This is a genomic window from Corynebacterium aurimucosum, assembly GCF_030408555.1.
Taxonomy (GTDB): Bacteria; Actinomycetota; Actinomycetes; order Mycobacteriales; family Mycobacteriaceae; genus Corynebacterium; species Corynebacterium aurimucosum.
On sequence record NZ_CP047048.1, the window covers coordinates 2368312 to 2394492 of the forward strand.

A 26181-nucleotide genomic window follows, 5' to 3' on the forward strand; every position below is an offset into this window, starting at 1 on the left:
ACCAACCTAATAGTTATGGAGGATTCAGCCGTGAGCGTTGAAGTAACCATCGAGATCCCTAAGGGCTCCCGCAACAAGTACGAGATCGACCACGAGACCGGCAAGGTCCACCTCGACCGCTACCTGTTCACCCCGATGGCCTACCCGGCTGACTACGGCTTCATCGACCACACCCTGGGTGAGGATGGCGACCCGCTGGACGCACTGGTCATCCTCCCGGAGCCGGTCTTCCCCGGCGTTGTCGTAGAGGCTCGTGTCCTCGGCGTGTTCAAGATGACCGACGAGGCCGGTGGCGACGACAAGCTGCTCGCCGTCGTCGATGACCCGCGCTGGGAGCGCTACCAGGACATCAACGATGTGGAACAGCACATCAAGGATGAGATCGAGCACTTCTTCACCCGCTACAAGGACCTGGAGCCGAACAAGGAAGTTACTGGCTCCGGCTGGGGCGACAAGGCTGAGGCAGAGAAGATCCTCGAGGAAGCGAAGGCTCGCTTCAAGTAAGCCGCTGCTTCCGCGTGCCAGCTAGAGCACTGTCAGGTACGTTTTGGTAAATAAGGGCTGAAAACCTACCAGTTTTTCGCCACTATTTGCGAAAACGTACCTTTTTCGTTCCGGGGGGAACATTGATTGAGATTTATCGGGGACGCGATGTCTCCCGCGGGGCTCGGCGCAAGGGAGCCATCAAGATTGCGAATGGCTTTTACCTCTCAAAGGAGCCAACACCGCTTCAGCTAGCACAAATCATGTCGCGTGAATGGCCTGACTTAGCGCTTGACGGCTATTCCGCCGCTCGCCGGTACTTAGAACAGCCCCTTCAATTCCCGCTCGAGTTTATTCGCGACTCCACTCTCCCATCGAGCACGTACTTTCGCAGTCGGCGGGCGCGCCCCAAGGCGCTGGGCAGCATGAACGGAGTCAATGTATGTAGTCCCCTGCAATGCATTGAGACGATGGCGCAGGAGGATGCCGTAGCCTTCATCGAAGCCTTCTTCGCCGGGCCGCACGGACGCTCGCGCATCGAGACCGAACAGCTAGACTTTCGCCGCCTGCCCAAGCACACGCGTGAAATCCTAGAGAAAGCCATCGTTGGGGCGGATAGCAAGCCGGAGCGCGACCTCACCCGAGGCCTCGAGCCGCACGTCAAGGTCCGCAACAACGTGCGGGTTGGGTCCTACCGCTGGGACTTGGTGCTAGAGGAGTACAAGGTGGCCATCGAGGTGGACGGCTATGCCTATCACAAAGGCGAGAACCGGCAGCGTTTCGAAATCGACCGCCAGAAGCTTAACGACGCCATCCAGCGCGGCTACCGGCCCCTCCACTTCACCGCCGCCACGATTGAGCACCACCTCGACGTCGCTGTGTACCAGGTTCTCGCGGTCATACAAGGGCGGGGTGAGTTCGTGCCTCCGCCGTGGAAGTGGCACCACTACTGGCGGTGGGAAGGCGAGCGTTGGGCAGGCTAGCATTGCAGCTGTTCAGTCGCAACGTGCCGACAACGAACTGGGCTGACTAACGCTGCGGCTTACTAACACTGCAGCTAACTAACTACAGTGGGACGCGAGCCAGCCGTCGAGCTCGGATTCCGGGGCATCGGGAGCGATGGGGTCCTCGGCGAATTCCTCGCCCGTGCGCGCCTTGTCCTTGGCCGTGGTGAGCATGAGCGAGCGGCCGTCCGGATAATCCAGGACCACGTTGGCAGAGGCGTAGCCGGCAGTCGGCTCACCGAAGGTCCGCACGTTGTCCAGCCCGCGGAAGGCCAAGAGGGTGGCTTCGGCGGAGGAGGCGGTCTCACCGTCGGTCAGCACGGCGACGGGAACGTCGAGCTTGCCGCCCGCTGTGGTGGTTGCAGTACCTCCGCCGGTCACGGAGTTTCCGTCGATGACCACGTCAGTTGTGCCCATACGGCTGACGAAGGAGAGCGCGGTGCCATCCGGTAGCAGGGGGCTTAAGCCCGCATACATCGGCCCCATGTCGCCGCCGTCATTGCTCCGCAGATCCACCACGGCAGCGCAGGCCTCCGGGTGCGCGGCCAGACCTTGAGCGAGCGTATCGGCGTAGGCCTGGCCGTCATCGTGGCGGCCGATGGAGGGCACGGTCGCGCGCAGGACGCCGTCCTCGAAGTCGACCGAAGGCTCGGTGCTTTCGGCGGCCTTTTCCTTTTCGGTGCTAAAGACCTTGGAGTGCTTGCCGCCGGCGGCGTTGATGGCAGCATCGAGGAGCTCGGTGTTCGTGGGGTCCTCCTTGAAGGCCTCGCGTGCGCGCTGGAATTCCTCACTTTCGCCATAGATTCCGGAGAGCGCTGCGGTATCCACCATCGCGGTATTGATGCGCTTCTCGCTGGCATTAAAAAGAAACACGGGTTTTCCGAAGAATGCCCCACCGTAAGAGGGGCCGAAGAAATACACGGCCGCAGCCACGGCGATGAGGGCAACGAGAAAAAGTCCGCCGAAGATTTTCAGTACAGTTTTCATTCTTTTCTCCCTCCGGTTCGCAGCACGTAGCCGCGCAGGGGCTCAACAAGGATAATGGCAAGCAGCGTGACCAGCCAGCCCACGGCTAGGAATCCGAAGGCCATGAGCAGACGGCCAAGAACGTCGACATTGCTTTGTTCGACGCTGGAGAAGAACATCAGCGAGGCGATCCCGCCGCCGAAAAGGAAGCCGAAGAAGCTCAATCCCACCACAGGCCCCATGATGGTCAGGACACCGGAGCGGAACTGGAAGCCGCGCGGCACGCCCATGAGATCCAGGGAGCGGATGAGTTCCTTGTCTTCGAAGATGCCGGAGACCTGCCCCAGAATGATGGACATGGTGGTCAGCGTGAAGCCGAAGATGAGGGTTAATAAGACACCGGTGGAGATGTCTTTGAATACCACGTTCATTCCGGGATCTTCCTTGAGCACGAGAGCCAAGGCGTCGGAGCCCAAGGGGGCGGCAACGAGAAAGCCCGCCAAATAGCCGAAGAACGCGATGGCCGCACTCCGCTTCCATGCCGGGCGCGCATTGCCCGCCACTCGCTGGCAGGCCACGAAGTGCGCGGTGCCAGGAAAGAGAGACATGATGTGTGCGCCGAGCTGCAAGATAAAAGGGGAAATGAGGTTGATGCTCATCACCATGCCAAACATGACCACGATGACCATGGCGGTCGGCGGGCCCGCCTTTCCGGAGAGCAACACACCACCGATACCCGCGATGATGAGGAAGACGATGACGCGCCACCAGCGATAGGCCGCGGGCATCTGGCGCTTGGCCACCCCCAGGGGGCTCACGCGCACGCGCTGCATGCCGACGAGTGCCGCACCGATAGCCAACACAAAGAGCACACCGGCCACGGCTAGATAACCCCACCACGGGAGAAGAATCTCGGATACAGCAATAGAACGCATCTGGAAGTCCACCTGCGTAAAGACCGGCGCGATGAGCAGGCTGATCAGCCCACCGAGCACGATGCCGATGATGGCTTGCAGGCCCGTCTCCACGATGGCCATGCGCTCCACCTGGCGGGAGCTCAACCCCAGAAGACGCAGGGTGGCCAGGCGCTGCTCCCGGCCGGAGGCGCCGAGGACGGCGGCTTGGGCTGTGAGGTTAAACAGCGCCGGAAGAATGAAGGCGCAGGCCAGCAGGGCCAGGGCAAACCAAGGATAAAGAAAGGCCTCCATCTCGTTGCCGAAGGCCTCCTTGAGCGCGGGCGCGGCTTCCTCGACGTGCTGGGCGCGTTGCCAAAACATCCACGTACCGCCCGCGACGAGGAAGGCAATGGCGGAACCAATGGTCAGGCTCACAATGGCCAGCAAGGAAACAATTCCTGTTCCGGAGCGCGCACGAATGGATTCGCGCTGCAGGTCAAAGACTAAAGTCGCGGTGTTCATCGGATCACCTCGAGGCGGCGGTCATCGTGGATGATGCCATCGCGAATCTCCACGCGGCGCTGCATCCAGTCGGCCACCTTCGGGTCGTGCGTGACCATGACCAGGCTCGCCCCGGACTGGCGCACGATGGTGGTCAGCATCTGCATGACCTCGTGACCCGTGGATTGGTCCAGCGCACCGGTGGGCTCGTCGGCGAAGACGACGCCCGGATTGGCCACCAGCGCACGCGCGATAGTCACGCGCTGCGCCTGGCCACCGGACACCTGCGCCGGGCGGCGATCCGCCAGGCCGCCCAGGCCCAGCTGGTCCAGCAGCTCCATCGCGCGCTTGCGGGCAGCACTCCGACCCATACCGTTAAGCATGGCTGGCAGCGCCACGTTATCCACGTTGCTCAGCTCCGGCAGCAATTGACCATCCTGGAAGACGAAGCCGAAGTTGCGCAGGCGGAGGCGGGAGCGGGGGCCGTCGCCAAGCGCGGAGAGCTCCTCATCTCCGTAGCGCACGCTGCCGTGCGTGGGGGTGAGCACGCCGGACATGCAGTGCAGCAGCGTGGACTTGCCGGAGCCGGACGGCCCCATGACGGCCACGAGCTCGCCCGGCGCGATGTCGAGGGAGATTCCGGCGAGCACCGGGCCGCCGCCAAAATCCTTGGTGATGTCTGTCAGGGAAAGTGTCTGTGCCATGTCTCTCATTCCACCGTGAAGGGCCCGCAGAAAGAACAGCCCTAGCGTTGCTCTTTACGGTAGTGCCAGCACTACCCCTGTAGTCGGTGGCGCCCGTTATGCTGAAAGCCGTGTTCCGAAGAAAGCCCCAGCCCGCCAACCATGAGCAACAGCAAGCACAGAAGATTGCGCAGCTCACGGCCTCGCGCCGCGCCATCGCGGATGCCTATGAGGTGGAGCGCGCACGCATCGAGCGCGACCTGCACGACGGCGCGCAGCAATACCTCGTGGCCGCGAGCATGAAGTTGGGAGAGGCACTTCTCGACGCCCCCGCAGACCTCGCCGAGCTGCTCACCGCCGCCAAGCAGGACGTGGACCGCGGCCTGCACTCCCTGCGTGCCACGGTGCACGGCATCCACCCGCAGGTCCTGCAGGATCATGGTTTGGTGGCCGCGCTTGCCGACGCTGCTTCTTCCCACGGCCCCCACGTCAGCGTCTTCGCCCCGCATCCTTTGCCAAAACTCTCCGCTTCCGTTCTGGCCTGCGGCTACTTCTTCGGCACGGAAGCTCTGACGAATGCGGCCAAGCACGCGCCCGGCGCGCCGGTCTCCGTTTTAGTGACCGCAGATGCCTCTTTAAAAATCACCGTGGTGGATGAGGGGCCGGGCGGCGCGCAGGTTGTACAAGGCCACGGCCTAGCGGGGATGGCCGAGCGCCTCGCCGCTTTCGGCGGAGAGATGACTTTATCGTCTCCCCCGGGCGGGCCCACGAGACTGGCGTGCTCGATTCCTCTTCTTCTCGATCGCGGACAGTCAGGAGTGTAAGAAATGAGTTTGAGAATCGTGGTGGCGGATGATTCCGCCATTCTGCGTGAGGGTCTCGCCGGCCTTCTGGAGCGCCGCGGGCATTCGATTGTGGGCCAGGCGGATTCTGCGCCGGCGCTCGAGGCGGTGGTGGACAAGCTGCGCGATGAGCTCCCGGATATCGTCATCACGGACGTGCGCATGCCACCGGCCATGGGCGATGACGGTTTGAAAGCCGCCGTGAACTTGAGAAATGCCTACCCGGGCTTACCCGTCATGGTGCTCTCCCAGTATGTAGCCCCCGCATACGCGGTGGAGCTCTTCGACTCCCCTGATGCTGGCACCGGCTACCTTTTGAAAGACCGCGTCTCCGAGGTGCGGGACTTCCTCTCCAGCCTGGACGTGGTGGCCCAGGGCGGTACCGTCATCGATCCCACCGTGGCGCAGGCTTTAATGAGCTCAGGGCGCAGCGGACTGGGCGAACTCACCCCGCGCGAGCGCGAGGTGCTCGAATTGATGTCGCGCGGCAAGTCCAACAAGGACATCGCCGCCGAGCTCGTCCTGTCTTCCGCCGCGGTGGCCAAGCACGTCTCCAATATCTTCACCAAGCTGCGTTTAGATCCCAGTGAAGACAACCGCCGCGTCAAGGCAATCTTGGAGTACCTCTCCGCGCACCGCTGAGGCCTGTGTCTGCCCACGCCGCCAAAGGCAACTTTGTCCTCTTGCGCCCACAGAAACCGCTGCGGGATGCCCGCGCTACGCTCACGGTAAATAAGGCCCAAATTTTCGCGATTTTCCGGCCTTATTTACCGTGAACGACATCAAGCACCCCTCGCACACTCACACAAAGAACCGGTGCCACATCCACGGCGGGTCCAGATACCGTTTCGTCCCTTGTGCCACCCCGCGCACCTGCTCCACCACCTTGTCTAGATGATGCTCAATCGTGGTCGCGGTGAAGTGGAGGGGCGTATAGCCGCGATGCACCACATCATTTAGCTTTTGGCGGTCAAGCTCGAACTGCCGGCGGTTTTCCCCGTGGTGATAAGCGTAGCCGTCGACCTCGATGGCAATCTTGTGCTCTTCCAAAAGGAGATCCCACCGATAGGGACCGATTTTCGCGTTGTTGAGCACTTTAAAGAAGGGCTCCAATGCACGAGTAAGAGCTCGCTCGGGCACACTATCCGCACCGATGACTGCTTTCTCTAACACCCGCCGAGTGTGTTGCGGGAACCGCCGAAAGTCCATGGAGAGCAACTTCAGCCGCTTTTCCGCGTCCCTGCCAGACAAAAACGTTTCTAAGAACTTCACCGCATGCGTTTCTTCTATGGCCTCCACCGCCTGCAGTGGATTGCAGACGTTTATCCCGTCATAGGGGAATACCCCCTTTGGGCGGGCACGGCGACCGGCATAAAAGCGCGTATCCTCTAAGCCTTTTTCGCGAATGAGCTGCAGTGGAAAGCCAGGTTTCCGCTCAAGAAGCACCATCGCTGCGGAATATCCGTCCAACGCACTGTCTGGCCAATGCCGGCTGAGCACCTGCGCTAGCTCGTATGCCGTTGGTTCACGCGGTAGGTACAGCCCCCGCGTAATTTTGATCGCCTCACCTTTGGCCGCTGCCGCTGCGCCTGCGCGGCCGACAATCTCCTCCATTTAGCCCCCTCCGATTGATTACCCCACCCCGTACTCCTCACAGTAAAGTGCCCCAACCAGTCCCGCAAGAAAACCCCGTAAGCTGGTGCGCATGCAGAACGTACAACCCACTGAAGTACCTGAAAGCGCCCAGCTCATCGACGTCCGCGAGGACCACGAGTGGAACACCGAGCATGCCCAAGGCGCCACGCACATCCCGATGGGAGACCTCGTAGAGCGCCTCGACGAGATTGACCCAGACCGCGATATCTACGTCATCTGCCATGCAGGCGGGCGCAGCATGCAGGTCTGCCAGTACCTCGAGCACGCGAAAGGCTGGGACGTCATCAACGTCGACGGCGGCACGGACGCATGGAAGGCCCAAAGCCGCCCCATGGTTTACCCAAACTAATGGGCCATAACCCATGATTTAAGTTTGCTACGGTAGGCGCGTAGTATCGTCGGCATGCCTACCTTTAACTCCGTATCGATTCCCACCTCGCTCCTAGAGTCCCCCTCCTTCCAGCTGGAGCGCCTCCGCCGCCGCACCCGCGAGGGCGTCGAGGCCGCACTACAAACGCAGAAGACCACCCTGCGCGAGTACTGGGTTCTCACCTGCCTGGTTGCGGAAGCCGCGTCCTCCCAGTCCGCACTATCGGAAACCTTGGCCATTGACGCTTCCGACATGGTGCGCCTGCTGGATTCACTGGAGTCTCGCAATTGGGTTAAGCGTGAGCGTGACTCCAAGGACCGCCGCCGCCAAATCATTGCCTCCACCAAGAAAGGCGTGAAGGCGCACAAAGAGCTCACCGTTTTGGTAGCGAAGGCCGAGGACGAAGCCCTCGACGCGTCCACCAACAAGCAGCTCAAGCACCTGCGCAAACTGGCCACCGCCATCATCGCGGCGGACACACCTGCCGATACAGAAAGCAGTGATGCTTAAATGACGGAACCCGATAATCTTCCTAGTACAGGGGGCCGCCACGCCCTGCGCACAGACGAGCCCGAGATCCCAGTAATGCCCGAGGTCCCCGAGCACTATCTCCTTGGTGATGAGGCCGCACCGGCGCGCACCCTCTGGGACATCGTTAAGACCACAGCAGAGCACTTCCCCGAGGCTGCTGCCCTCGACGACGGTGAAATCCTCACCTACGCCGAGCTGCTTGCCGACGTCTCCGCGTGGGCCACCGAACTCTACGCCAGCGGTGTGCGCCGTGGCGACCGCATCGGCATCCGCATGACCTCGGGCAAGCGCGAGCTCTACCTGGCCATCCTGGCCACGCTCGCCGCCGGCGCGGCCTACGTGCCCGTCGATGCCGACGACCCCGACGAGCGCGCCGAGATGGTCTTCGGCGAGGCCGACATCGATGGTGTGTTCACCGACGAAGGTTTCCGCATGTTGCGGGAGGGCGGGGCGCGGATGGCGCGCCCCGCGTTCGACGAAAAGGATGGCGGTGGAGATGGCGTCCCCTTCGAGGAACCGCGACCCGAAGACACCGCGTGGATCATCTTCACCTCCGGCTCAACGGGTAAGCCCAAGGGCGTGGCCGTAAGCCACCGCTCCGCGGCCGCCTTCGTTGATGCCGAGGCTGCCCTCTTTTTGGTGGATAGCCCGCACGGTCCGCTCGGTCCGGAGGACCGCGTCCTGGCTGGCCTTTCTGTAGCCTTCGATGCCTCCTGCGAGGAAATGTGGCTGGCCTGGGGCCACGGTGCCTGCTTGGTTCCGGCCCCGCGCTCGCTGGTGCGCTCCGGCATGGACTTAGGTCCCTGGCTGATTCGCCGTGACATCACGGTGGTCTCCACCGTCCCAACCTTGGCCGGCCTCTGGCCCGCCGAGGCCCTGGACAACATCCGCCTCCTCATCGTCGGCGGCGAAGCCTGCTCCCAAGAGCTCACGGACCGCCTGGCCACCGAGGACCGCGAGATGTGGAATACCTACGGCCCCACCGAGGCCACGGTCGTGGCCTGCGCGCAGCGCATGTTGCCTGGACGACCTGTCTCGATTGGGTTGCCGCTGAAGGGTTGGGATCTGGTGGTCGTCGACAAGCACGGCGTTCCCGTAAACATCGGTGAGGTAGGCGAACTCGTCATCGGTGGTGTGGGCCTGGCTGCCTACCTAGACCCGGTGAAGGATGCGGAGAAGTACGCGCCGCTGGAGTCCCTGGGCTGGGAGCGCGCCTACCGCACCGGTGACCACGTGCGCCTGGAAGAGGACGGCCTGTACTTTGTGGGCCGCGTCGATGACCAGGTCAAGATTGGTGGCCGCCGCATCGAACTCGGTGAGGTCGAAGCTAACGTCGCCGCGTTGCCGAACGTGTACAACTCCGCCGTGGCCGTGCAGAAGACACCGGGCGGCGAGTCCGTGCTCGTCGGCTACGTCTCCCTGGATGACCCGGATGCCGGCTTCGACCACGAGGCCGCGCACGCCCGCCTGGCGGAGTCCATGCCGGCAGCGCTCGTCCCGCGCATCTGCGTCATGGAGGAGCTACCGATTCGCACCTCCGGCAAGGTGGATAAGAAAGCCCTGCCGTGGCCGCTGCCGGGAGTGGGCGTGGAGGCAGACGGCCTCAACCCCACCGAGCAGTGGCTGGCGGAGCTGTGGGTGGACACCCTGGGTGTTTCCGTGGAGGACGTCAACGCTGACTTCTTCTCCCTCGGCGGCACCTCGCTGGCCGCGGCGACTTTGGTCGGCCGCATCCGCGAGCGCTTCCCCACCGTGGCCGTGCGCGATCTCTACGACCACCCGCGCCTGGGCTCCCTGGCGGAGCAGCTTGCCGGTGCCGAGTCCGTCGAGGACGCCGGGCCCGCGCGCGAGGTGAAGCCCGTCGGCGTCGGCACGCGCCTCGCGCAAACACTCATCCAGATCCCCGTGATGACGCTGGCCGCCACGACGTGGCTGGCCTGGCTGCTGCTGGGCTCCAACCTGGCGAACCTGCTGGGCGTGGAGTGGGCCATGACCACGCCATGGTGGCTGGTCATCCTCCTTATCGTCATCTTTGTCACCCCCATCGGCCGCATCCCCATCGGTGGTTTCGGCGCGCGGCTGATCACCGCCGGCATTACGCCCGGCGAATACCCGCGCGGCGGCTCCACGCACCTGCGCATTTGGGCAGCGGAGCGCTGGGCCGATGCTTCTGGCTCGCGCTCGATTGCGGGCGCGACGTGGGTCAATAACTATGCCCGCGCGCTGGGAGTGAAGATGGGCCGCGGAGTGGACCTGCACTCGCTGCCTCCTGTAACGGGTCTGCTAACCCTGGGCAAGCACGCCGCGATTGAGCCCGAGGTCGATCTCTCCGGCTACTGGCTCGACGGCGATATCCTGCGCGTCGGCGCCATTGAGGTCAAGGAAGGTGCTCGCGTGGGCGCGCGCTCGACGCTGCTTCCAGGCACCGTCGTGGGCAAGGATGCCCACGTCGAGGCCGGCTCCACCGTCACTGGGCGCAAGAAGATCAAGGACGGTCAGCGTTGGTCCGGCTCGCCCGCCAAGAAGGTGGGCCGCTCCAAGCATCGCTTCCCGTCGCATGCCCCGAAGCGCCGCCCGTGGTGGGTAGCCATCTACGGCGCTACTTCTATCCTGCTGGCCCTCCAGCCCATCGTGGCGCTGGCCGTGGGTGCTGCCGTGGTCGTTGCCCTCATCGCGGTGACCGAGGGCTCTGCCTTCGTCGGCTCCATCTTCTTCGCCCCGCTGGGCGCGCTTGCGGCATTCGCCACCTTCATGCTGCAAACCTGGCTAGGCGTGCGCATCCTCTCACTGGGCATCAAGCCCGGTGTGGCACCGGTGCGCTCCGCCAAGGGCTGGCGCCTGTGGGCCATCGAACGCCTCATGGACGAGGCCCGCACGCAGCTCTTTCCCATCTATGCCTCGCAGCTCACCCCAGCGTGGCTGCGTTCCTTGGGCGCGACGATTGGCAAGGACGTGGAGATTTCCACGGCCGTCATGGTGCCCAAGCTCACCGAGGTCAAGGACGGTGCGTTCCTGGCGGATGACACCATGATCGGCGGCTATGAGCTCGGTGGCGGGTGGATGCTCACGGGTGAGACCAAGGTGGGCAAGCGTTCCTTCGTGGGCAACTCCGGCATCACCGGACCCGGACGCAAACTATCGAAGAACTCACTAGTTGCCGTACTCTCCTCGACGCCGAAGAAGACCAAGTCCGGTGCTAACTGGTGGGGTTCCCCGCCGGAGCGCATGCGCCGCGTGGAGGCCCACGTGGACGGTGTGGAGGGCGAATCCCTCACCTATAACCCGGGCTTTGGGGTCAAGGCCGCGCGTGGTGCGATTGAAACCATGCGCCTGCTGGCTCCGATGACCTCGGCCATGTTGCTGGCGGGCACGTTGGCATCGCTCTACGCTCTTGCCGACGCCCTCGGCATCGCCACCGCCTGGGCCCTCGGCGGCCTCATCCTCATGGTGGCGGGCGCCATCGCGATGGCGATCACCGTGGCGGTCAAGTGGATCTGCGTGGGCACGCAGACCGCTGGCGACCACCCTCTGTGGTCCGCCTTCGTGTGGCTCAACGAGCTGCAGGACACCTTCGTGGAGGCGGTGGCCGCCCCGTGGTTCTTTACTCACACCTATGGCATGGGCGAAATCAACCAGGGCCTGCGCGCGCTGGGCGTGACGATTGGCCGCGGCGCCTGGATCGATTCCTACTGGTTCCCGGAGACGGACCTGTGCTTTGTGGGCGAAGGCGCGTCCGTCGGCCCGGGCACCGTGGTGCAAACGCACCTCTTCCAGGACCGCGTCATGAGCCTAGATACCGTCACCATCAAGGCCGGCGCTACCCTGGGCTCGCATTCGGTGGCGCTGCCGGCCTCGGTCATCGGCAGCGTGGCAACGGTTGGCCCCGGCTCCTTGGTGATGCGTGGCGACCAGGTTCCGAGCAACTCCGAGTGGCAGGGAAACCCTATCGAGCCCTGGAAGAAATAGATAAAAAAATAAAGGAGGCGGCAGGTTTACCTGCCGCCTCCTTTTATGCCTGACTCGCTAATGAGCGGTCGGGGTGCCGTGATTAGTCACCGATCTGGTCGCGACCGCGCTTGACAATCTTGTCATCCACCTGGTCAACGAGCTCGTGGTCCTTGTTGGTGTACTCAAACTTGGAGAGCACGTAGCGCATCGCGTTGATGCGGGCACGCTTCTTGTCGTTGGATTTAATGGTGATCCACGGAGACTCTTCCGTATCGGTGTAGCGGAACTGCTCCTCCTTGGCGCGGGTGTAATCATCCCACTTATCCAAGGACGCTAGGTCCATGGGCGAAAGCTTCCACTGACGGACGGGGTCAATCTGGCGAATAGCGAAGCGAGTGCGCTGTTCCTTGCGAGTCACGGAGAACCATAGCTTAGTCAGCGAAATGCCAGAGCCGAGAATCATGTTCTCCAGCATCGGCACCTCGCGCAGGAACTCTGCGTGCTGGGACTCTGTGCAGAAGCCCATGACGCGCTCCACACCGGAGCGGTTGTACCAGGAGCGGTCGAAGAAAACGATTTCACCACCGGACGGGAAGTGCTGAATATAGCGCTGGAAGTACCACGACGTGGACTCGCGCGGGGAAGGCTTCTCCAGCGCCACGGTGCGCGCACCACGCGGGTTGAGGTGCTCGTTGAAACGCTTAATGGTGCCGCCCTTACCCGCGGCATCGCGGCCCTCGAAGAGGATAATGTGGCGCTGGCCGGTTTCCTTCGTCCAGTTCTGCCATTTCAGCAGCTCAATCTGCAGGGCGCGCTTGATGGATTCGTACTCATCGCGCGTCATGCGCTCCTCGTACGGGTAGTTCTCGCGCCAAGTCTCGACAGGCGAGCCATCCGGCATGATCAGCGAGGGATCATCTTCATCAGAGTCATCGACGACGTAGCCGTCGGTCTGCGCAAGGTCGATCTCGGGGAGTTCGTCGTCTTTAATGTCAGCCATACCTTTAATTCTATCTAGGAAGCAGACATCTGGCGTGATAAAAGAAGTTGTAGCCGCGTGATTTACCCCCGTATGCCCGATGGGCGGCAGCATCCGCCCAGAATGTACGTTTCTAACAATTAGTGCCCCCAAAAGTCGGGCGAGATCTGGGGGCTTAAATGATCGTTCCGTACCCGCCGCGCGTACACGTTGGTACGTTTTCGCACGCAAGCTCATGAAACCGCCTGGTTTCGGGGGCTTATTTGCGAAAACGTACCACGCCACCGCGCTGGCCGAACTCAGTCCGGCGGCCCAGTCCTAGGCATCCGTCCGACGGCGAATTTCGGAAATGGGAAACCCCGCTGCCCAAATGGGTCAGCGGGGTTAGCGCTTAGTACTGCGTGAGCAGCGTGCTTTTTAGAGCAGGCCGATCAGCTTGGAAGCGCCGGAAGCCATGTCGCCCAGGTTGTAGAAAATGTTGAGCAGGAGGCCGATGATGCCGGAGGAAGAAAGGGTACCCATTTGAAATCTCCTTGGGATTGAAAGTGTGTGTTTAGTGCTGCCCTAAAGGGAAGCTAGTTTACTTCTTGGAGGACAGAGCCTCGAGAGCGGAGGTGTTCGGCTTAACAACGAAGGAGTCACCCTGCTGAGCAGCGCCGGAGATAGCGTCGAAGACGCCAGCGAAGCCGGTGAAGAGCTTCTTGATGCCGTCAGCGAAGGTAGCGAAGTTACCGAGCTGGTCACCGATGAAAGAAAGATCCATTGTGGTCTCCTCTTGTGAAGTCCGGGTAAAGAGATTGCCCGGAGGGGGTTTGCGGTTTTGCAGACACCCTCAGCGGGCGTCACAAGGAACTATTTTGGCACACCACTGACACATTGCAAGTGAATTCGTGGGTGATTTTTCGCGCAAAGCGCTCCGAAAATCAGAATCACTTTTCAGGTTATTAATTCATCTTCTATTAACCCAGCCTGCAACAACGCGCCTATCTGCAGAAATAGGGAGCGCTCGAAATGAAGGCTTAAGAAATCTTCCTCAGAACGTAACGTTAGCTCCCTGAACCACGATTCATAGGCTTGCTTTACAGAGTAAACTCGCGAAATATTTTTCGCCGAAGCACCCCGAATTACCCCTATTCGGGGTGCTATAAGGACACAAAAGTGTCTCAAGAGGAAGAAAGCTCCCCACGGTCAACCGTGGGGAGCTCGTAATTTGCTAAGGCCTGAAGCCGCAATGCACTTCAGGCCGGGAAGCTAAGGACTAGAAGCCCATACCGCCCATTGCGTCAGCGTCCGGCATGCCAGCGCCTGCACCGGCCGGCTCCGGCTTATCAGCCACAACCGCCTCGGTGGTCAGGAACAGGGCTGCGATGGACGCAGCGTTCTGCAGCGCGGAGCGGGTGACCTTCACCGGGTCGTTGATGCCCGCAGCCATCAGGTCCACGTACTCGCCAGAAGCGGCGTTGAGTCCCTGGCCAGCCGGCAGGGAGGCAACCTTGTCAGCGACAACACCCGGCTCCAGACCAGCGTTCTGAGCAATCTGCTTCAGCGGAGCAGAGAGTGCCTCGCGCACGATCTTGACGCCAGTAGCCTCGTCACCGGTGAGGTCCGAGAGGGAATCCAGAACCTCGGCTGCCTGCAGCAGAGCCACGCCACCACCGGCGACGATGCCCTCCTCTACGGCAGCCTTAGCGTTGCGCACGGCATCCTCGATGCGGTGCTTACGCTCCTTGAGCTCAACCTCGGTAGCGGCACCAACCTTGAGGACTGCCACGCCGCCGGCCAGCTTGGCCAGGCGCTCCTGCAGCTTCTCGCGGTCGTAGTCGGAGTCGGAGTTCTCGATCTCGGCGCGGATCTGCTTGATGCGGCCGTCGATCTGCTCCTGGGAGCCAGCGCCCTGAACGATGGTGGTCTCATCCTTGGTCACGACGACCTTGCGTGCCTGGCCGAGGTACTCGATCTCAGCGGTCTCCAGGGAGAGGCCAACCTCTTCGGAGATGACCTGACCGCCGGTGAGGATAGCCATGTCCTGCAGGGTGGCCTTGCGGCGGTCGCCGAAGCCCGGAGCCTTCACAGCAACGGACTTGAAGGTGCCGCGGATCTTGTTGACCACGAGGGTGGACAGGGCCTCGCCCTCGACATCCTCAGCGATAATCAGCAGCGGCTTGCCGGTCTGCATGACCTTCTCCAACAGCGGGACGAGGTCCTTGATGTTGGAGATCTTGGAGGAGACCAGCAGGATGTACGGATCCTCAAGGACTGCCTCCTGGCGCTCCATATCGGTAGCGAAGTAGCCAGAGATGTAGCCCTTGTCGAAGCGCATACCTTCAGTGACCTCAAGGTCAACGCCGAAGGTGTTGGACTCCTCAACGGTAATAACGGAATCCTTGTTCACGGAGCCGTTACCCACGGTGTACATAGCCTCGGCGATCTTCTCGCCGATTGCCGGGTCAGCGGCGGAGATGCCTGCGGTGGTGGCAATCTCTTCCTGGGTCTCTACTTCCTTTGCGGAGGAAAGCAGGGAGTCAACAACCTTCTTGGTAGCGGCCTCGATGCCGCGCTTGATGCCCATTGGGTTGGAACCAGCAGCTACGTTGCGCAGGCCCTCACGCACGAGAGCTTGTGCCAGAACGGTAGCGGTGGTGGTGCCGTCACCGGCGACGTCATCGGTCTTCTTGGCTACTTCCTTGACCAGCTCAGCGCCGATCTTCTCGTACGGGTCCTCGAGCTCGATCTCGCGCGCGATGGAGACACCGTCGTTAGTAATGGTCGGAGCGCCCCAGGACTTCTCCAGGACGACGTTGCGACCCTTGGGGCCGAGGGTGACCTTGACGGCGTCAGCAAGCGTGTTGAGACCACGCTCGAGGCCGCGACGTGCCTCTTCATCGAAGGCAATAATCTTTGCCATGTGTTTGTGCTCCTTAAGCTTTGTTGAGGACGACACTCACGTCTGATCTATGACGGACGCCCGCGACGGCACGGCTGGCGAGTGTTCTCCAGCCCCAACCACATAGATGATTCTGTTTATTTCTGGCACTTGCCATGTGGAAGTGCTAGCGACCATTCTGACACTCAGCCCCCGCGACTGCAAGGTTCAACACGAACGCTATAAGCGAACGGGCGGTGCATAAGCACCGCCCATCAAAGTAAACTGCCCGCTAAATCGAACCGCCCGTTAAACCGAACCGCTCATCAACACGAAACCTTTATCGCGTTTAAGACGCAGCCTTCTTCGCCGTCCACTTGTAGGCCGCAGCAATACCGCCAACAAAGAGGATGACGCCGACGAACTTGGCTGCCGTCCCGCCCTCGAAGATCTCCAGCGGGGACTCGCCGGCCGAGGCCGCGATGATACCCGCGTTGACCACGCCAAAGAGGGACTCGCCCACGATGAGGCCAGTAGCCAGCAGCGTACCCATGCGCTTGACAAAATCCGGCTTGGACTGGCGGGCTGCCCAACGATTGTAGAAGTAACCCAAGAAGGCACCAATCGGCACCACAACGGTGATGGCTGCCGGCAGGTACATGCCCATGCCCACGGCCAGCGGCGACAGAGAGTACTTGTCGGTGAAGTAGCGCAGGCACTCGTCCACGATGATGATGACGGCACCAATTGCCGCGCCCAGACCGATGAGATCCCATGGCAGGGAGTTATCGAAAATACCGGAGGCCACCGAGGACATCAGTGCGGCCTGCGGTGCAGCCAGCGCATCCTCGCCAGCGCCCTCCATGCCCTGGAAGCCAAAGCCGGTGAGCATGACCTGCAGAATCGGCGGAATCACCAGGGAACCGAAAAGGACACCGATGATGAGTGCTACCTGCTGCTTCCATGGCGTTGCCCCAACCAGCTGACCAGTCTTGAGGTCCTGCAGGTTGTCATTGGAAATAGTCGCAATGCCGAAGACAATGGCCGCGGTAAACAGCGTGTAAGCCACCAGCGAGAGCGGTTCCGCATCCGTACCGCGGGTCACGGTGGCAATCAGCAGCGCCGCGGCGATGACCGCGATGATGCCAATAGAGGAAATCGGCGAGTTAGAGGCACCAATCAGGCCAGCCATGTAGCCGCACACCGACGCGATAACGAGGCCCACCAGCAAGGTGAAGAGCACGGAGACCGTGATCAGGACGGCCATGTGATCGTGAATATCGGTACCGCGCACGAAGTTCCACAGCAAAAGTCCAATCGGAATCATCAGGACCAAGATGGTGCCAATGACATAGGGCGCTGGAATATCGCGCTCCTCCACTGCCACTTGCTGGCCATCCTTGCGGTTGCGGGAGGAGGCGAAGGACTCAGCCATGCCCTTGGCAATCGGACCCGTAATCTTAATCAGCGTCCACACGGCAGCGATGGCCATGGTGCCCACGCCGATGAAGCGGATCCTATCGGAGAAGACCGTATCGACGGTCTCCATGATGGCGGCCGGATCTCCCAGACCCTCACCACCGGTGAGGATGGGCAGCAGGATGAGGTAGGAAATAACCACGCCGACGAGCATGGCGATACCGACGGCCAGTCCGACAAGGTGGCCCACGCCGACCAGCGCCAGCGACAGGGAGGTGCCTAGCGTCGTCGCACCTGAGCCGAATTTGAAGTAGGTGGCCACCTCGGAGGCAGCCGCTTTCATTGCTGCCAGTAAAGCCATAAACGCGGAGAGGATGCCGCCAAAGACGATGACGCGCAGGCCCTTCGCGTTTTCCTCGTGGGCGGCTTCGCCGTCCTCACCGGAGCTATCGCCCACCTTGAGGACCTCGGCCGCGGCCACACCCTCCGGGTAGGGCAGGTCCGAGCCCGTCACCAGCGCGCGGCGGAGCGGGATGGAGTACATCACGCCGAGCACACCACCGATGGCGCACACCGCGGCGGTATCGATGAAGGAAAAGCCCTGCCAGTAGCCCACCATCACCAGGCCTGGGAGCACGAAGATGATGGCGGACAAGGTACCGGCTGCCGACGCGATGGTCTGCACAATGTTGTTCTCTTTGACGTTGTGCCCGGCAAAGCGGCGCAGCACCGCCATGGAAATCACGGCGGCAGGAATGGACGTGGCAAATGTCAGGCCTACTTTAAGGCCGAGATACACGTTGGCGGCAGTAAAGATCAGAGTGATAAGTCCACCGATAATAATGCCGCGCAGCGTGAGCTCGCGGAGCGTGGACTGGGAACCTTCGGCGGTCGTCGTCGCCATGTCAGGTCCTTTCTAAGGAATAGTTACTAGAACCCGGGATATATTACTCCCTACTTGTCGATAGACCGATTCGGGGATACGAGTAGGTTGGAGGGCATGACCAAGATTTCTGAGTTTGTCAGCAACGACCGAGATACCATTTTCCAGCAGCTCAAGGAGCTCGTCTCCTTCAATTCCGTCCACAACGAGCCGGGTCTAGAGGAGGAGACCGCGAAGGCAGCGGAGTGGGTTCACGCCGCGCTTGTCGACGTCGGCTTCACCCCCGAAGCCATCACCACCGCTGATGGTTCCACGGCGATCGTCGCCAAGCGCCCCGGCAAGGAAGGCGCGAAGACGGTGCTGCTCTACTCGCACTATGATGTCGTGCCCGCCGGCAACCCGGAGGCCTGGGGCTCCGATCCCTTCACGCTGACCGAGCGCGATGGCCGCTGGTACGGCCGCGGCGCCGCGGACTGCAAGGGCAACGTCGCTATGCACCTAGCGGCCCTGCGCGCACTCGACGCTCACGGTGGAACCGACCTCAACCTCACCGTGCTTATTGAGGGTTCTGAGGAACGCGGCGGCGAGGGCCTGTCCGCACTCATCGAAGAGCGCCCGGAGCTCTTTGCTGCCGACGCCATCCTCATCGCCGACGCCGGCAACGCCAAGGTGGGTGTGCCGACGCTGACGACCTCCCTGCGCGGTGGCTCGCAGATCAACGTCAAGGTCTCCACCCTCCACTCGGCTGTGCACTCCGGCCAGTTCGGCGGCGCGGCTCCCGACGCTGTCAAGGCGCTCATGCGCGCGCTGGATTCCCTGACGGATGAGTATGGCCGCACGACTATCGACGGCGTCGATTGCGAGGGCACCTGGCCGCTGGCCGAGGGCCAGGACACCGCTTACAGCGAGGAGAACTTCCGCGCCGACGCGCAGATGCTTGAGGGCACCGAGGTCATGGGCGCGAAGGACCCGGCCGGTGCCACCGCCATCGCGGATATGATTTGGGCCCGCCCGGCGATTACCGTCACCGGCTTTACCTCCACCCCGGTGGCCGAGGCCGTCAACGCCGTGCCCGCTACCGCTGAGGCCAATATCAACCTGCGCACCCCCGCCACCATGGATCCCCGCGCCACCGCGGAGGCCGTGGCCGAGCACCTGAAGAAGCACGTCCCGTGGGGCGCACACATCGAGGTCACCATCCTGGAGGCCAACCTGGGATTCGAAACCGATCCGGCAAAGCCCGCCGTGGCTCTGCTCGGCGAGTGCCTCGGCGAGGCTTTCGGGGCCGAGACCATCACCCAGGGCATGGGCGGATCCATCCCGCTGACCGTGGAGCTGCAGGAGAAGCACCCGAATGCCGAGATCGCGCTCTTTGGCGTCGAGGAGCCGCAGTGCACCATCCACTCCGCCAATGAGTCGGTCGACCCGAGCGAAATTGAAAAGATCGCCATCGCTGAAGCACTCTTCCTCCAGCGCTTCGCCTAGGCACCAGCCCAACGCCCAGCCACAAGATCCGCCGGGCGTTGGTCTCCCTTCTCCTGAGCTAGGCGGTTGGCGAGGTGGCGGAACGCCAACAGGAGACGCATATATAACTGTATGAAACGAAAATGTGAAAACTGGGATTTCAGACTGTATCGTGAGCATTAGTGAACGCCCGCCAGCGCGGTGGGTTTAACCCAGTCCCCCGACAAGGAAAGGACGCCACCGCAACCTCGTGCTCACTCTCTTTTGCGCCTTGGTCGTAGCATCCATCGCCGCTCCATTCCTCATTTTCTACCTTGGCCGCCGCGCCTTCGGGCTCTTGGCAATCGCCCCTGCGGTCGGCTTCTTCTGGGTACTCCAGCAGCTCACTACTGGCACGCTACGCAACGGCAACCAGCTGGCTTATGACCTCAACTGGATGCCAGCCGCGCACCTCAATATCAGCTTCCGCATGGACGCGCTTTCCGCGTTATTCAGCCTCATCATCTTGGGAGTAGGCGCGCTGGTCTTGCTTTATTGCTGGGGCTATTTCGACCATCCTCGGCGCCGCCTTGCCCTCTTCGGTGGCCAGATGGTGGGCTTTGCCACGGCCATGTATGGCCTGGTCATTTCCGATAATTTCCTGCTGCTCTACGTCTTCTGGGAAATCACCTCCCTGCTGTCTTTTCTCTTGGTGAGCTATTACGGCGAGCGCGCCTCGTCGCGTCGATCAGCGCAGCAGGCGCTCATGGTGACCGTTCTAGGCGGCCTCGCCATGCTGGTCGGTATCACCCTCCTCGGCCGCCAGACCGGCGCGTGGTCTTTCAGCGGTATCGCCGCCACCGAAGACCTCGCCAACACCCCCTACCTCACCGTGGCGATCGTGCTGATTCTCTGCGGTGCGCTCTCCAAGTCCGCCATCGCCCCGGCCCACTTCTGGCTGCCCGGCGCCATGGCCGCGCCGACCCCAGTCTCGGCTTACCTGCACTCCGCAGCGATGGTGAAGGCCGGTATCTACCTCGTCGCGCGCCTTGCTCCCTCGGTGCATGACATTCCTACCTGGCACCTCGTGGTCATCCCCCTGGGCGCCTTCACCATGCTGCTCGGCGGCTGGATGGCGCTCAAGCAGCGTGACCTGAAGCTGGTTTTGGCTTATGGCACCGTCTCACAGCTGGGTTTTATCACCGCCATCATCGCCATCGGATCCCGCGAGGCCATGCAGGCAGGACTGGCGCTAACGTTCGCGCATTCCCTCTTCAAGGCTGCGCTCTTCATGATCGTCGGTGCTATCGACCATTCGACGGGAACGAGGGACATCGACAAGCTTGCGGGCCTGGGCAGGAAGAGCCCCGCGCTGTATGTCCTAGCTATCCTCCCCGCGATGTCCATGGCGGGCATTCCACCGCTGCTGGGCTTCGTGTCCAAGGAAGCCACGCTGGAAGCCATCATGGGCGAGGAGCTGCTCGTCGGCATGCCGCGCAACATGCTACTCGTTGCCGTCGTCGTCGGCTCCGCGCTGACGATGGCCTATGCCCTGCGCTTCTTGTGGGGCGCGTTCTCCTCCAAGGGGCAGGAAGAGCCTTCGGAGGCAGTGGCACACATGCACCACATCGGCCCCTTCCTGTGGATCCCGCCGACGGTGCTGACCTTGCTCACCATCTTCTTTGGCCTGCGGCCGCTGCCGCTATCCCACGGCATCACGCAGCACCTGGACAACACTTTTGGGACGGAGCAGGCTTCCGAACTAGCCCTATGGCATGGCTTCACCATCGCGCTGCTGCTTTCCGTGGTCATTGTCGCCGCCGGTTTCCTCCTGCACTGGCAGCGCCAGGCGCTCACGAAGGCCCAGTTCACCTACCCGGCCCTGGGCTCGGCAGATGATTCCTACGACGCCGTGATCAACGCCCTACGCCAGCTTTCCCTGCGCATCACCGCCTCCACCCAGCGCGGTTCGCTGCAGTTCAACCTCACGGTCATTTTCGCTACGCTCATGGTGCTGCCCATCGTCATGCTCATCAACGGTGATATCACCAACGTGCACATGATCGTGGCTGAGAACCCTTGGCAGGCCATCGCTGCGGTGATCATCATCATCGCTGCTGTCGCAGCCACCGTGCTGGATAACCGCCTCTCGGGCGTCATCCTCGTCGGCGTGACCGGCTACGCCTTGTCTTTCATCTTCGCGCTACAGGGCGCGCCGGATTTGGCACTGACGCAGCTGCTTGTGGAGACCATCATCATGGTGCTCTTCATGCTGGTACTGCGCCGCATGCCGGCCAATACCGAGTGGAAGCAGGAGCCCAAAACCGGTCGCTTGCGCGCCTGGCTGGCAGTCGGCGTGGGCCTGGCCGTCACCGTGATCGGTATGTTCGCTATCAACGCCCGGCGCGAGGAGCCCATCTCGCACTACATGCCGGAGTTGGCCAAGGAGATTGGCCACGGTGCCAACACGGTCAACGTCCTGCTCGTGGACCTGCGTGCGTGGGATACCTTTGGCGAGATCACGGTGCTCGTCATTGCCGCAACGGGTATTGCCTCGTTGATTTTCCGCACGCAAAGCTTTACCCGTGCCTCCCGCCGCCCGACCTTGCAGGTCACTGGGCGCCGCTGGCTGGCTGCAGGCGTGGAATCGGAGAAGGCGCTCAACCGCTCGCTCATGGTGGACGTGAGCACCCGTATTCTCTTCCCCTCGATGATGGTGCTGTCCCTGTACTTCTTCTTCGGCGGCCACAACGCCCCTGGCGGCGGTTTTGCTGGCGGCCTCGTGGCAGCCTTGGCGCTGATTCTGCGCTACCTAGCTGGCGGCCGCGAGGAGCTCGAAGAGGCGCTGCCACTCGACGGCGGCCGCACCATGGCGGTAGGCCTGCTGTTCTCCCTCAGCGCCGTCATCACCCCGATGCTCCTGGGCTATCCACCACTGACCTCTGGGTACACGAAGATCGGCGTACCGCTCATCGGTGATGTTTCCTTGCCGTCGGCGCTCATTTTCGACGCCGGTGTCTACCTCATCGTCGTCGGTCTCACGCTCTATGTCTTGTCTTCCTTGGGTGCCAAGCTCGATGAGGAAGAAGAGATGCGTAAGCAGCGCGCCCGCGACCGCGCCCGTTCCCTGTCACGCCGGGCGAAAGAGAAAGAAACCACTGCCACCGCAGAGAAAGGACACGCCTAATGGATGCCAACCTCATGCTCCTGCTCGCTGCGGGCGTGCTCTGCGGCGCCGGGGTGTACTTATTGCTAGACCGCGCCATGACCAAGATGCTGCTCGGCATCTTGCTGCTGGGCAATGGCGCGAACCTCTTCATGCTCATGGCTGGCGGCAAGGCGGGCTCACCGCCAATCGACGGCCGGACCTCCTTGCCCTATGGCGAGGACATCGCCGATCCACTGGCCCAGGCGATGATCCTCACGGCCATCGTCATTTCGATGGCACTGACTGGCTTTATCCTCACCTTGGCCTACCGCCAATATCGCTACCGCACCGCGGACGTGATTGAGGATGACACCGAGGACGCCGCCATCGCCGCGATTGCCTCACGTCCGGGCAACGCCTCGGCTGCCCCCGACCATGACGCCTCCAATGACCCGACCACCGGCCGCAACACCAAGGAAGGCGATAAATTTGGCCCCGAATTCTTCGAGGCTCCCGTGAAGGAGGCCACCGATGAGTGAGACCATCTCACCCCTGGTGGATCTGCTGCTGCCCTATATCAGCTACCTGATCCCCCTGCCGATCATCATCCCGGCCTTGGCTGCCGCGCTAGCGATGCTTTGTGCACGCAATGCCAATGCGCAGCGCCGCATCGCTTTCTTCTCCCTGCTCACGCTCGCCACCGTGAATGCCGCTCTGATTTTCATCGCGGATACCACCGGCATTCAAACCCTGCAGGTGGGCGGCTGGGACGCCCCAGTGGGCATCACGCTGGTGGCGGACCGTTTGTCCACGGTCATGCTCTTTACCTCCTCCGTCGTCCTGTTCTCCGTCATGTGGTACGCCATTTCACAGGGCGTACGCGACGGCACTAAGGACGAGCCGGTGGCGACCTTCCTGCCCACCTACATGTTGCTAACCATGGGCGTGAACGTGTCCTTCCTGGCCGGTGACTTGTTCAACCTCTACGTGGGCTTCGAAATCTTCCTCGTGGCCTCCTATGTGCTGCTGACCCTCGGCGCCTCGCCCGCGCGCGTGCGGGCCGGCGTGGGCTACGTCATGGTCTCCATGGCCTCCTCGCTCATCTTCGTACTGGCCTTGGCTTATATCTACGCCACGGTGGGCACGATGAACATGGCCCAGATTGGCATCCGGATGGAGGATATCCCGGCGGGCACCCGCTCCGCAGTGTTCGCCGTGCTGCTCATTGCCTTTGGTATTAAGGCGGCCGTCTTCCCGTTGGATGCCTGGCTGCCGGACTCCTACCCCACCGCACCCTCCCTCGTCACCGCGGTCTTCGCGGGCCTGCTCACCAAGGTTGGTGTCTACGCCATCATTCGCGCGCGTACCTCAATCTTCACCGATGGAGGGCTGGACGGCCTGCTCATGTGGGTCGCGCTGGCCACGATGCTCGTGGGCATTTTGGGTGCTATCGCCCAATCGGATATCAAGCGATTGCTGTCCTTCACGCTGGTCAGCCATATCGGCTATATGATCTTCGGCGTTGCCCTCGGAACCGCGCAAGGTTTGTCGGGCGCCATTTTCTACGCCGTGCACCACATTCTGGTCCAGACCGCGCTCTTCTTGGTGGTAGGCCTCATCGAACGCCAGGCCGGCACTTCTTCGCTGCGGCGCTTGGGCTCGCTGATTTATACCGCGCCCCTCATCGCTATTTTGTACTTCATCCCGGCCATGAACCTGGGTGGCATCCCTCCCTTCTCCGGCTTCCTGGGCAAAATCATGCTGCTCCAAGCCGGCGCGAACGAGGGCTCGTGGATGTCCTGGGTCCTCATCGGCGGCGCGGTGGTCACCTCCCTGCTCACCTTGTATGTCATGGTGCTCGTCTGGGCCAAGGGCTTCCTGCGTGACCGCGGCGACGCCCCCGAGGGCAACCTCGCCATGGTGCGTCCTTCCCCGCTGGGCGAGGTCACTGAGTACGTCGAGTTGGAAGAGCGCGACGACGTCGGCCGCGTGCCCTTCGGCATGCTGGCCTCCACGTCCCTACTCGTCATCGCTTCGGTGTCGATGTCCTTCCTGGCGGGCCCCATCTCCGGTGTCACCACCCGCGCGGCCACCTCGGCGCAGGATGATTCCATCTACCGTTATGCCGTGCTGGGTGATTCCGCCGAGGCCCCGACGCGCCACCTAGACCCCGCCGAGCGCTACGAGGAGGGCGCGGATTCCCGCAAGAACCGGAGCGAGCCCATCCCGGATCCGGAGCCGGTGGCGCCGACAACGAGGACGTCGCCAAGCGCCACGCCCGCTCTGCCCACCACCGTGCGCAAGGATGAAAAGGAGGTATCGCGATGAGATTTGCCGGGATTAAGCACCGCTTCCGGCCCTGGTTCATGGTGTGGATCATCGTCATGTGGTGCATGCTCATGGGCGAAGTCACCGTGGCGAACCTGGCAGGCGGGCTGCTTGCCAGCCTGTTCATCGTCTTCGCGCTACCGCTGCCGGCCATGCCCGTGGCAGGAATTTCGGTGAGCTGGGGCAAGCTTTTCATCTTCATGGCGCAGTGGTTTGTGGAGCTAATGGAAGCTTCCCTCAAGGTTGGCTGGCTGGCGGTGCGCCCGCAGGAAGTGCCGAAGACCGCAATTGTGAAGTTGCCGATGCGCGTGGAGAACGAGTTCGTTCTCGCGCTGGCGGTGAGCTTGTATAACCTGCAGCCGGGCGGCACGGTGTCCGATATCGATATTGCCAACCGCATGCTCACCATCCATCTCCTCAACGCTGACTCTGAGGAACACTTGGAGCGGGAGATCGCGGCGGTGCGCAAGCTGGAAGCCGATATGATTGCCATCTTCGAAAGGAGCCACCCCTGATGGATACTGACGTGTATAACATCCTGCTCACTGTGGCCGCGGGCTTCCTCGTGGTGGCCTTCCTCATCACCACGTGGCGCATCGTCATCGGCCCCAACTCGCTCGACCGGCTCATCGCCATGGACGGGCTCGTGGCCATGTTCCAATGCGCCCTGGCCACCTATATCTGTTGGACATTGGACACCACAGTCTCCAACGCGATGCTGGTCGTGGCGCTCCTCGGATTCATTTCGACGGTCTCCGTTACTCGCTTCAGGAAGAGGGATTCATGAGTTACGCACTGATTGCCGATGTCCTCTCCATCATCCTCATCCTCGTCGGCTCGATACTCATTTTGGCGGCCGCGATTGGAGTGGCACGGTTTGGGGACACGATGGCGCGCGTGCATGCCATCGCTAAACCACAGACCACGGGGCTCATCTTCACCATTCTGGGCGCCATCATCAAGGTGACGGGTTCGGAGAGCTTCAGCGTGGCTGAGCGCGGCGACTTGGGCATCCTGGTGCTGCTTGTCCTTTTCGCCATGATCACCAGCCCGGTGACCGCACAAAGAACCACGCGTATCGCTCGCCGCGAGGGCCTGTACGGCACGCCGGATTCGATGCTGCGCAACGAGGCCCCCGCCGCGCGTTCCCTGCGCCGAAAGTAAGGACACGGGCCCCTTCTCCCAGGAAAAGAGGGAGCATTAATATAGGCTGCAAAAGGCAATAATAGGTGCTCATT

22 protein-coding genes are annotated in these 26181 nt (G+C 62.1%); 14 read left to right on the top strand and 8 right to left on the bottom strand.

The features are described from left to right. The first annotated feature begins 30 nt into the window (after positions 1-30). Positions 31-504, top strand: a complete 474-nt coding sequence (locus CAURIM_RS11250) for an inorganic diphosphatase (protein ID WP_010188812.1) — start codon at positions 31-33, stop codon at positions 502-504. Positions 505-908: 404 nt separating this feature from the next. Further along, positions 909-1466 (top strand): DUF559 domain-containing protein, encoded by a 558-nt coding sequence (locus tag CAURIM_RS11255; protein ID WP_236659381.1) that lies wholly within the window; start codon positions 909-911, stop codon positions 1464-1466. Positions 1467-1544: 78 nt separating this feature from the next. Here CAURIM_RS11255 and CAURIM_RS11260 read toward each other — a convergent pair whose 3' ends face one another. The 3 genes from CAURIM_RS11260 to CAURIM_RS11270 are packed head-to-tail and all read right to left on the bottom strand — an operon-like array spanning position 1545 to position 4554. Continuing rightward, a complete protein-coding gene (locus CAURIM_RS11260) occupies positions 1545-2474 on the bottom strand; it encodes a S41 family peptidase (RefSeq protein WP_070445869.1) in 930 nt (309 codons plus the stop codon). After that, positions 2471-3871 (bottom strand): FtsX-like permease family protein, encoded by a 1401-nt coding sequence (locus tag CAURIM_RS11265; RefSeq protein WP_070445866.1) that lies wholly within the window; start codon positions 3869-3871, stop codon positions 2471-2473. Before CAURIM_RS11265 ends, CAURIM_RS11260 begins: the two co-directional genes overlap by 4 nt. Further along, positions 3868-4554 carry an ABC transporter ATP-binding protein gene (locus CAURIM_RS11270; RefSeq protein WP_070645535.1) on the bottom strand — a complete coding sequence of 229 codons (687 nt, stop codon included), beginning with the start codon at positions 4552-4554 and terminating at the stop codon, positions 3868-3870. The genes CAURIM_RS11265 and CAURIM_RS11270 overlap by 4 nt, the downstream gene beginning before the upstream one ends. Before the next feature lie 98 nt (positions 4555-4652). Here CAURIM_RS11270 and CAURIM_RS11275 point away from each other — a divergent pair, with 98 nt between their 5' ends. Then, entirely contained in the window at positions 4653-5357 is a 705-nt protein-coding gene (locus CAURIM_RS11275) for a sensor histidine kinase (protein ID WP_070718164.1), read from the top strand. 3 nt (positions 5358-5360) lie between these two features. Beyond that, positions 5361-6017, top strand: coding sequence for a LuxR C-terminal-related transcriptional regulator (locus CAURIM_RS11280; RefSeq protein ID WP_070645531.1), 657 nt, complete (start codon positions 5361-5363; stop codon positions 6015-6017). Between the two features lie 159 nt (positions 6018-6176). On the opposite strand, the gene CAURIM_RS11285 is transcribed toward CAURIM_RS11280, so the two are convergent. Further along, positions 6177-6989, bottom strand: coding sequence for an endonuclease domain-containing protein (locus CAURIM_RS11285; protein WP_201829080.1), 813 nt, complete (start codon positions 6987-6989; stop codon positions 6177-6179). 91 nt (positions 6990-7080) lie between these two features. On the opposite strand from CAURIM_RS11285, the gene CAURIM_RS11290 reads away from it, so the two are divergent. Genes CAURIM_RS11290 through CAURIM_RS11300 form a run of 3 tightly spaced genes read left to right on the top strand, consistent with a single transcriptional unit; the run spans position 7081 to position 11898 of the window. Next, complete coding sequence (locus CAURIM_RS11290) at positions 7081-7380, top strand: rhodanese-like domain-containing protein (protein WP_201829078.1); 300 nt, start codon at positions 7081-7083, stop codon at positions 7378-7380. A 54-nt stretch (positions 7381-7434) separates the two neighbouring features. Then, positions 7435-7911 (top strand): MarR family winged helix-turn-helix transcriptional regulator, encoded by a 477-nt coding sequence (locus tag CAURIM_RS11295; protein WP_070546251.1) that lies wholly within the window; start codon positions 7435-7437, stop codon positions 7909-7911. Beyond that, positions 7912-11898: a Pls/PosA family non-ribosomal peptide synthetase gene (locus tag CAURIM_RS11300; protein ID WP_408909953.1), complete on the top strand. Its 3987-nt coding sequence runs from the start codon at positions 7912-7914 to the stop codon at positions 11896-11898. A gap of 82 nt (positions 11899-11980) precedes the next feature. Here CAURIM_RS11300 and ppk2 read toward each other — a convergent pair whose 3' ends face one another. The 4 genes from ppk2 to CAURIM_RS11320 form a co-directional block, all read right to left on the bottom strand. After that, on the bottom strand, positions 11981-12880 hold the full coding sequence (ppk2, locus tag CAURIM_RS11305) for a polyphosphate kinase 2 (protein WP_070711582.1): 900 nt from the start codon (positions 12878-12880) through the stop codon (positions 11981-11983). A 559-nt stretch (positions 12881-13439) separates the two neighbouring features. Then, positions 13440-13622, bottom strand: coding sequence for a PorH family porin (locus CAURIM_RS11310; RefSeq protein ID WP_070564148.1), 183 nt, complete (start codon positions 13620-13622; stop codon positions 13440-13442). Positions 13623-14117: 495 nt separating this feature from the next. After that, on the bottom strand, positions 14118-15764 hold the full coding sequence (groL, locus tag CAURIM_RS11315; RefSeq protein ID WP_070445838.1) for a chaperonin GroEL: 1647 nt from the start codon (positions 15762-15764) through the stop codon (positions 14118-14120). Positions 15765-16071: 307 nt separating this feature from the next. Further along, a complete protein-coding gene (locus tag CAURIM_RS11320) occupies positions 16072-18045 on the bottom strand; it encodes an OPT family oligopeptide transporter (RefSeq protein ID WP_201829076.1) in 1974 nt (657 codons plus the stop codon). Between the two features lie 96 nt (positions 18046-18141). On the opposite strand from CAURIM_RS11320, the gene CAURIM_RS11325 reads away from it, so the two are divergent. The 7 genes from CAURIM_RS11325 to CAURIM_RS11355 all read left to right on the top strand — a co-directional run bounded on the left by CAURIM_RS11325 (position 18142) and on the right by CAURIM_RS11355 (position 26107). Then, positions 18142-19509: a dipeptidase gene (locus tag CAURIM_RS11325; RefSeq protein ID WP_201829073.1), complete on the top strand. Its 1368-nt coding sequence runs from the start codon at positions 18142-18144 to the stop codon at positions 19507-19509. A gap of 229 nt (positions 19510-19738) precedes the next feature. Next, positions 19739-22654, top strand: a complete 2916-nt coding sequence (locus CAURIM_RS11330) for a Na+/H+ antiporter subunit A (RefSeq protein WP_201829071.1) — start codon at positions 19739-19741, stop codon at positions 22652-22654. Then, positions 22654-23154, top strand: coding sequence for a Na(+)/H(+) antiporter subunit C (locus tag CAURIM_RS11335; protein ID WP_070445823.1), 501 nt, complete (start codon positions 22654-22656; stop codon positions 23152-23154). Before CAURIM_RS11330 ends, CAURIM_RS11335 begins: the two co-directional genes overlap by 1 nt. Next, complete coding sequence (locus CAURIM_RS11340) at positions 23147-24943, top strand: Na+/H+ antiporter subunit D (RefSeq protein ID WP_070730162.1); 1797 nt, start codon at positions 23147-23149, stop codon at positions 24941-24943. The genes CAURIM_RS11335 and CAURIM_RS11340 overlap by 8 nt, the downstream gene beginning before the upstream one ends. Next, positions 24940-25458, top strand: coding sequence for a Na+/H+ antiporter subunit E (locus tag CAURIM_RS11345; protein WP_070445817.1), 519 nt, complete (start codon positions 24940-24942; stop codon positions 25456-25458). The genes CAURIM_RS11340 and CAURIM_RS11345 overlap by 4 nt, the downstream gene beginning before the upstream one ends. Then, a complete protein-coding gene (locus tag CAURIM_RS11350; RefSeq protein ID WP_010188770.1) occupies positions 25458-25730 on the top strand; it encodes a monovalent cation/H+ antiporter complex subunit F in 273 nt (90 codons plus the stop codon). The genes CAURIM_RS11345 and CAURIM_RS11350 overlap by 1 nt, the downstream gene beginning before the upstream one ends. Beyond that, positions 25727-26107 (top strand): monovalent cation/H(+) antiporter subunit G, encoded by a 381-nt coding sequence (locus CAURIM_RS11355; protein WP_070445814.1) that lies wholly within the window; start codon positions 25727-25729, stop codon positions 26105-26107. Before CAURIM_RS11350 ends, CAURIM_RS11355 begins: the two co-directional genes overlap by 4 nt. The last annotated feature ends 74 nt before the right edge of the window (positions 26108-26181 follow it).

Excerpts from the sequence above, each read along its gene's own strand:
- CAURIM_RS11255 (WP_236659381.1), top strand. The coding sequence starts at position 909 with ATGAACGGAGTCAATGTATGTAGTCCCCTGCAATGCATTGAGACGATG.
- CAURIM_RS11260 (WP_070445869.1), bottom strand. The coding sequence starts at position 2,474 with ATGAAAACTGTACTGAAAATCTTCGGCGGACTTTTTCTCGTTGCCCTC.
- CAURIM_RS11265 (WP_070445866.1), bottom strand. The coding sequence starts at position 3,871 with ATGAACACCGCGACTTTAGTCTTTGACCTGCAGCGCGAATCCATTCGT.
- CAURIM_RS11270 (WP_070645535.1), bottom strand. The coding sequence starts at position 4,554 with ATGGCACAGACACTTTCCCTGACAGACATCACCAAGGATTTTGGCGGC.
- CAURIM_RS11275 (WP_070718164.1), top strand. The coding sequence starts at position 4,653 with ATGCTGAAAGCCGTGTTCCGAAGAAAGCCCCAGCCCGCCAACCATGAG.
- CAURIM_RS11280 (WP_070645531.1), top strand. The coding sequence starts at position 5,361 with ATGAGTTTGAGAATCGTGGTGGCGGATGATTCCGCCATTCTGCGTGAG.
- CAURIM_RS11285 (WP_201829080.1), bottom strand. The coding sequence starts at position 6,989 with ATGGAGGAGATTGTCGGCCGCGCAGGCGCAGCGGCAGCGGCCAAAGGT.
- CAURIM_RS11290 (WP_201829078.1), top strand. The coding sequence starts at position 7,081 with ATGCAGAACGTACAACCCACTGAAGTACCTGAAAGCGCCCAGCTCATC.
- CAURIM_RS11295 (WP_070546251.1), top strand. The coding sequence starts at position 7,435 with ATGCCTACCTTTAACTCCGTATCGATTCCCACCTCGCTCCTAGAGTCC.
- CAURIM_RS11300 (WP_408909953.1), top strand. The coding sequence starts at position 7,912 with ATGACGGAACCCGATAATCTTCCTAGTACAGGGGGCCGCCACGCCCTG.
- ppk2 (WP_070711582.1), bottom strand. The coding sequence starts at position 12,880 with ATGGCTGACATTAAAGACGACGAACTCCCCGAGATCGACCTTGCGCAG.
- CAURIM_RS11310 (WP_070564148.1), bottom strand. The coding sequence starts at position 13,622 with ATGGATCTTTCTTTCATCGGTGACCAGCTCGGTAACTTCGCTACCTTC.
- groL (WP_070445838.1), bottom strand. The coding sequence starts at position 15,764 with ATGGCAAAGATTATTGCCTTCGATGAAGAGGCACGTCGCGGCCTCGAG.
- CAURIM_RS11320 (WP_201829076.1), bottom strand. The coding sequence starts at position 18,045 with ATGGCGACGACGACCGCCGAAGGTTCCCAGTCCACGCTCCGCGAGCTC.
- CAURIM_RS11325 (WP_201829073.1), top strand. The coding sequence starts at position 18,142 with ATGACCAAGATTTCTGAGTTTGTCAGCAACGACCGAGATACCATTTTC.
- CAURIM_RS11335 (WP_070445823.1), top strand. The coding sequence starts at position 22,654 with ATGGATGCCAACCTCATGCTCCTGCTCGCTGCGGGCGTGCTCTGCGGC.
- CAURIM_RS11340 (WP_070730162.1), top strand. The coding sequence starts at position 23,147 with ATGAGTGAGACCATCTCACCCCTGGTGGATCTGCTGCTGCCCTATATC.
- CAURIM_RS11345 (WP_070445817.1), top strand. The coding sequence starts at position 24,940 with ATGAGATTTGCCGGGATTAAGCACCGCTTCCGGCCCTGGTTCATGGTG.
- CAURIM_RS11350 (WP_010188770.1), top strand. The coding sequence starts at position 25,458 with ATGGATACTGACGTGTATAACATCCTGCTCACTGTGGCCGCGGGCTTC.
- CAURIM_RS11355 (WP_070445814.1), top strand. The coding sequence starts at position 25,727 with ATGAGTTACGCACTGATTGCCGATGTCCTCTCCATCATCCTCATCCTC.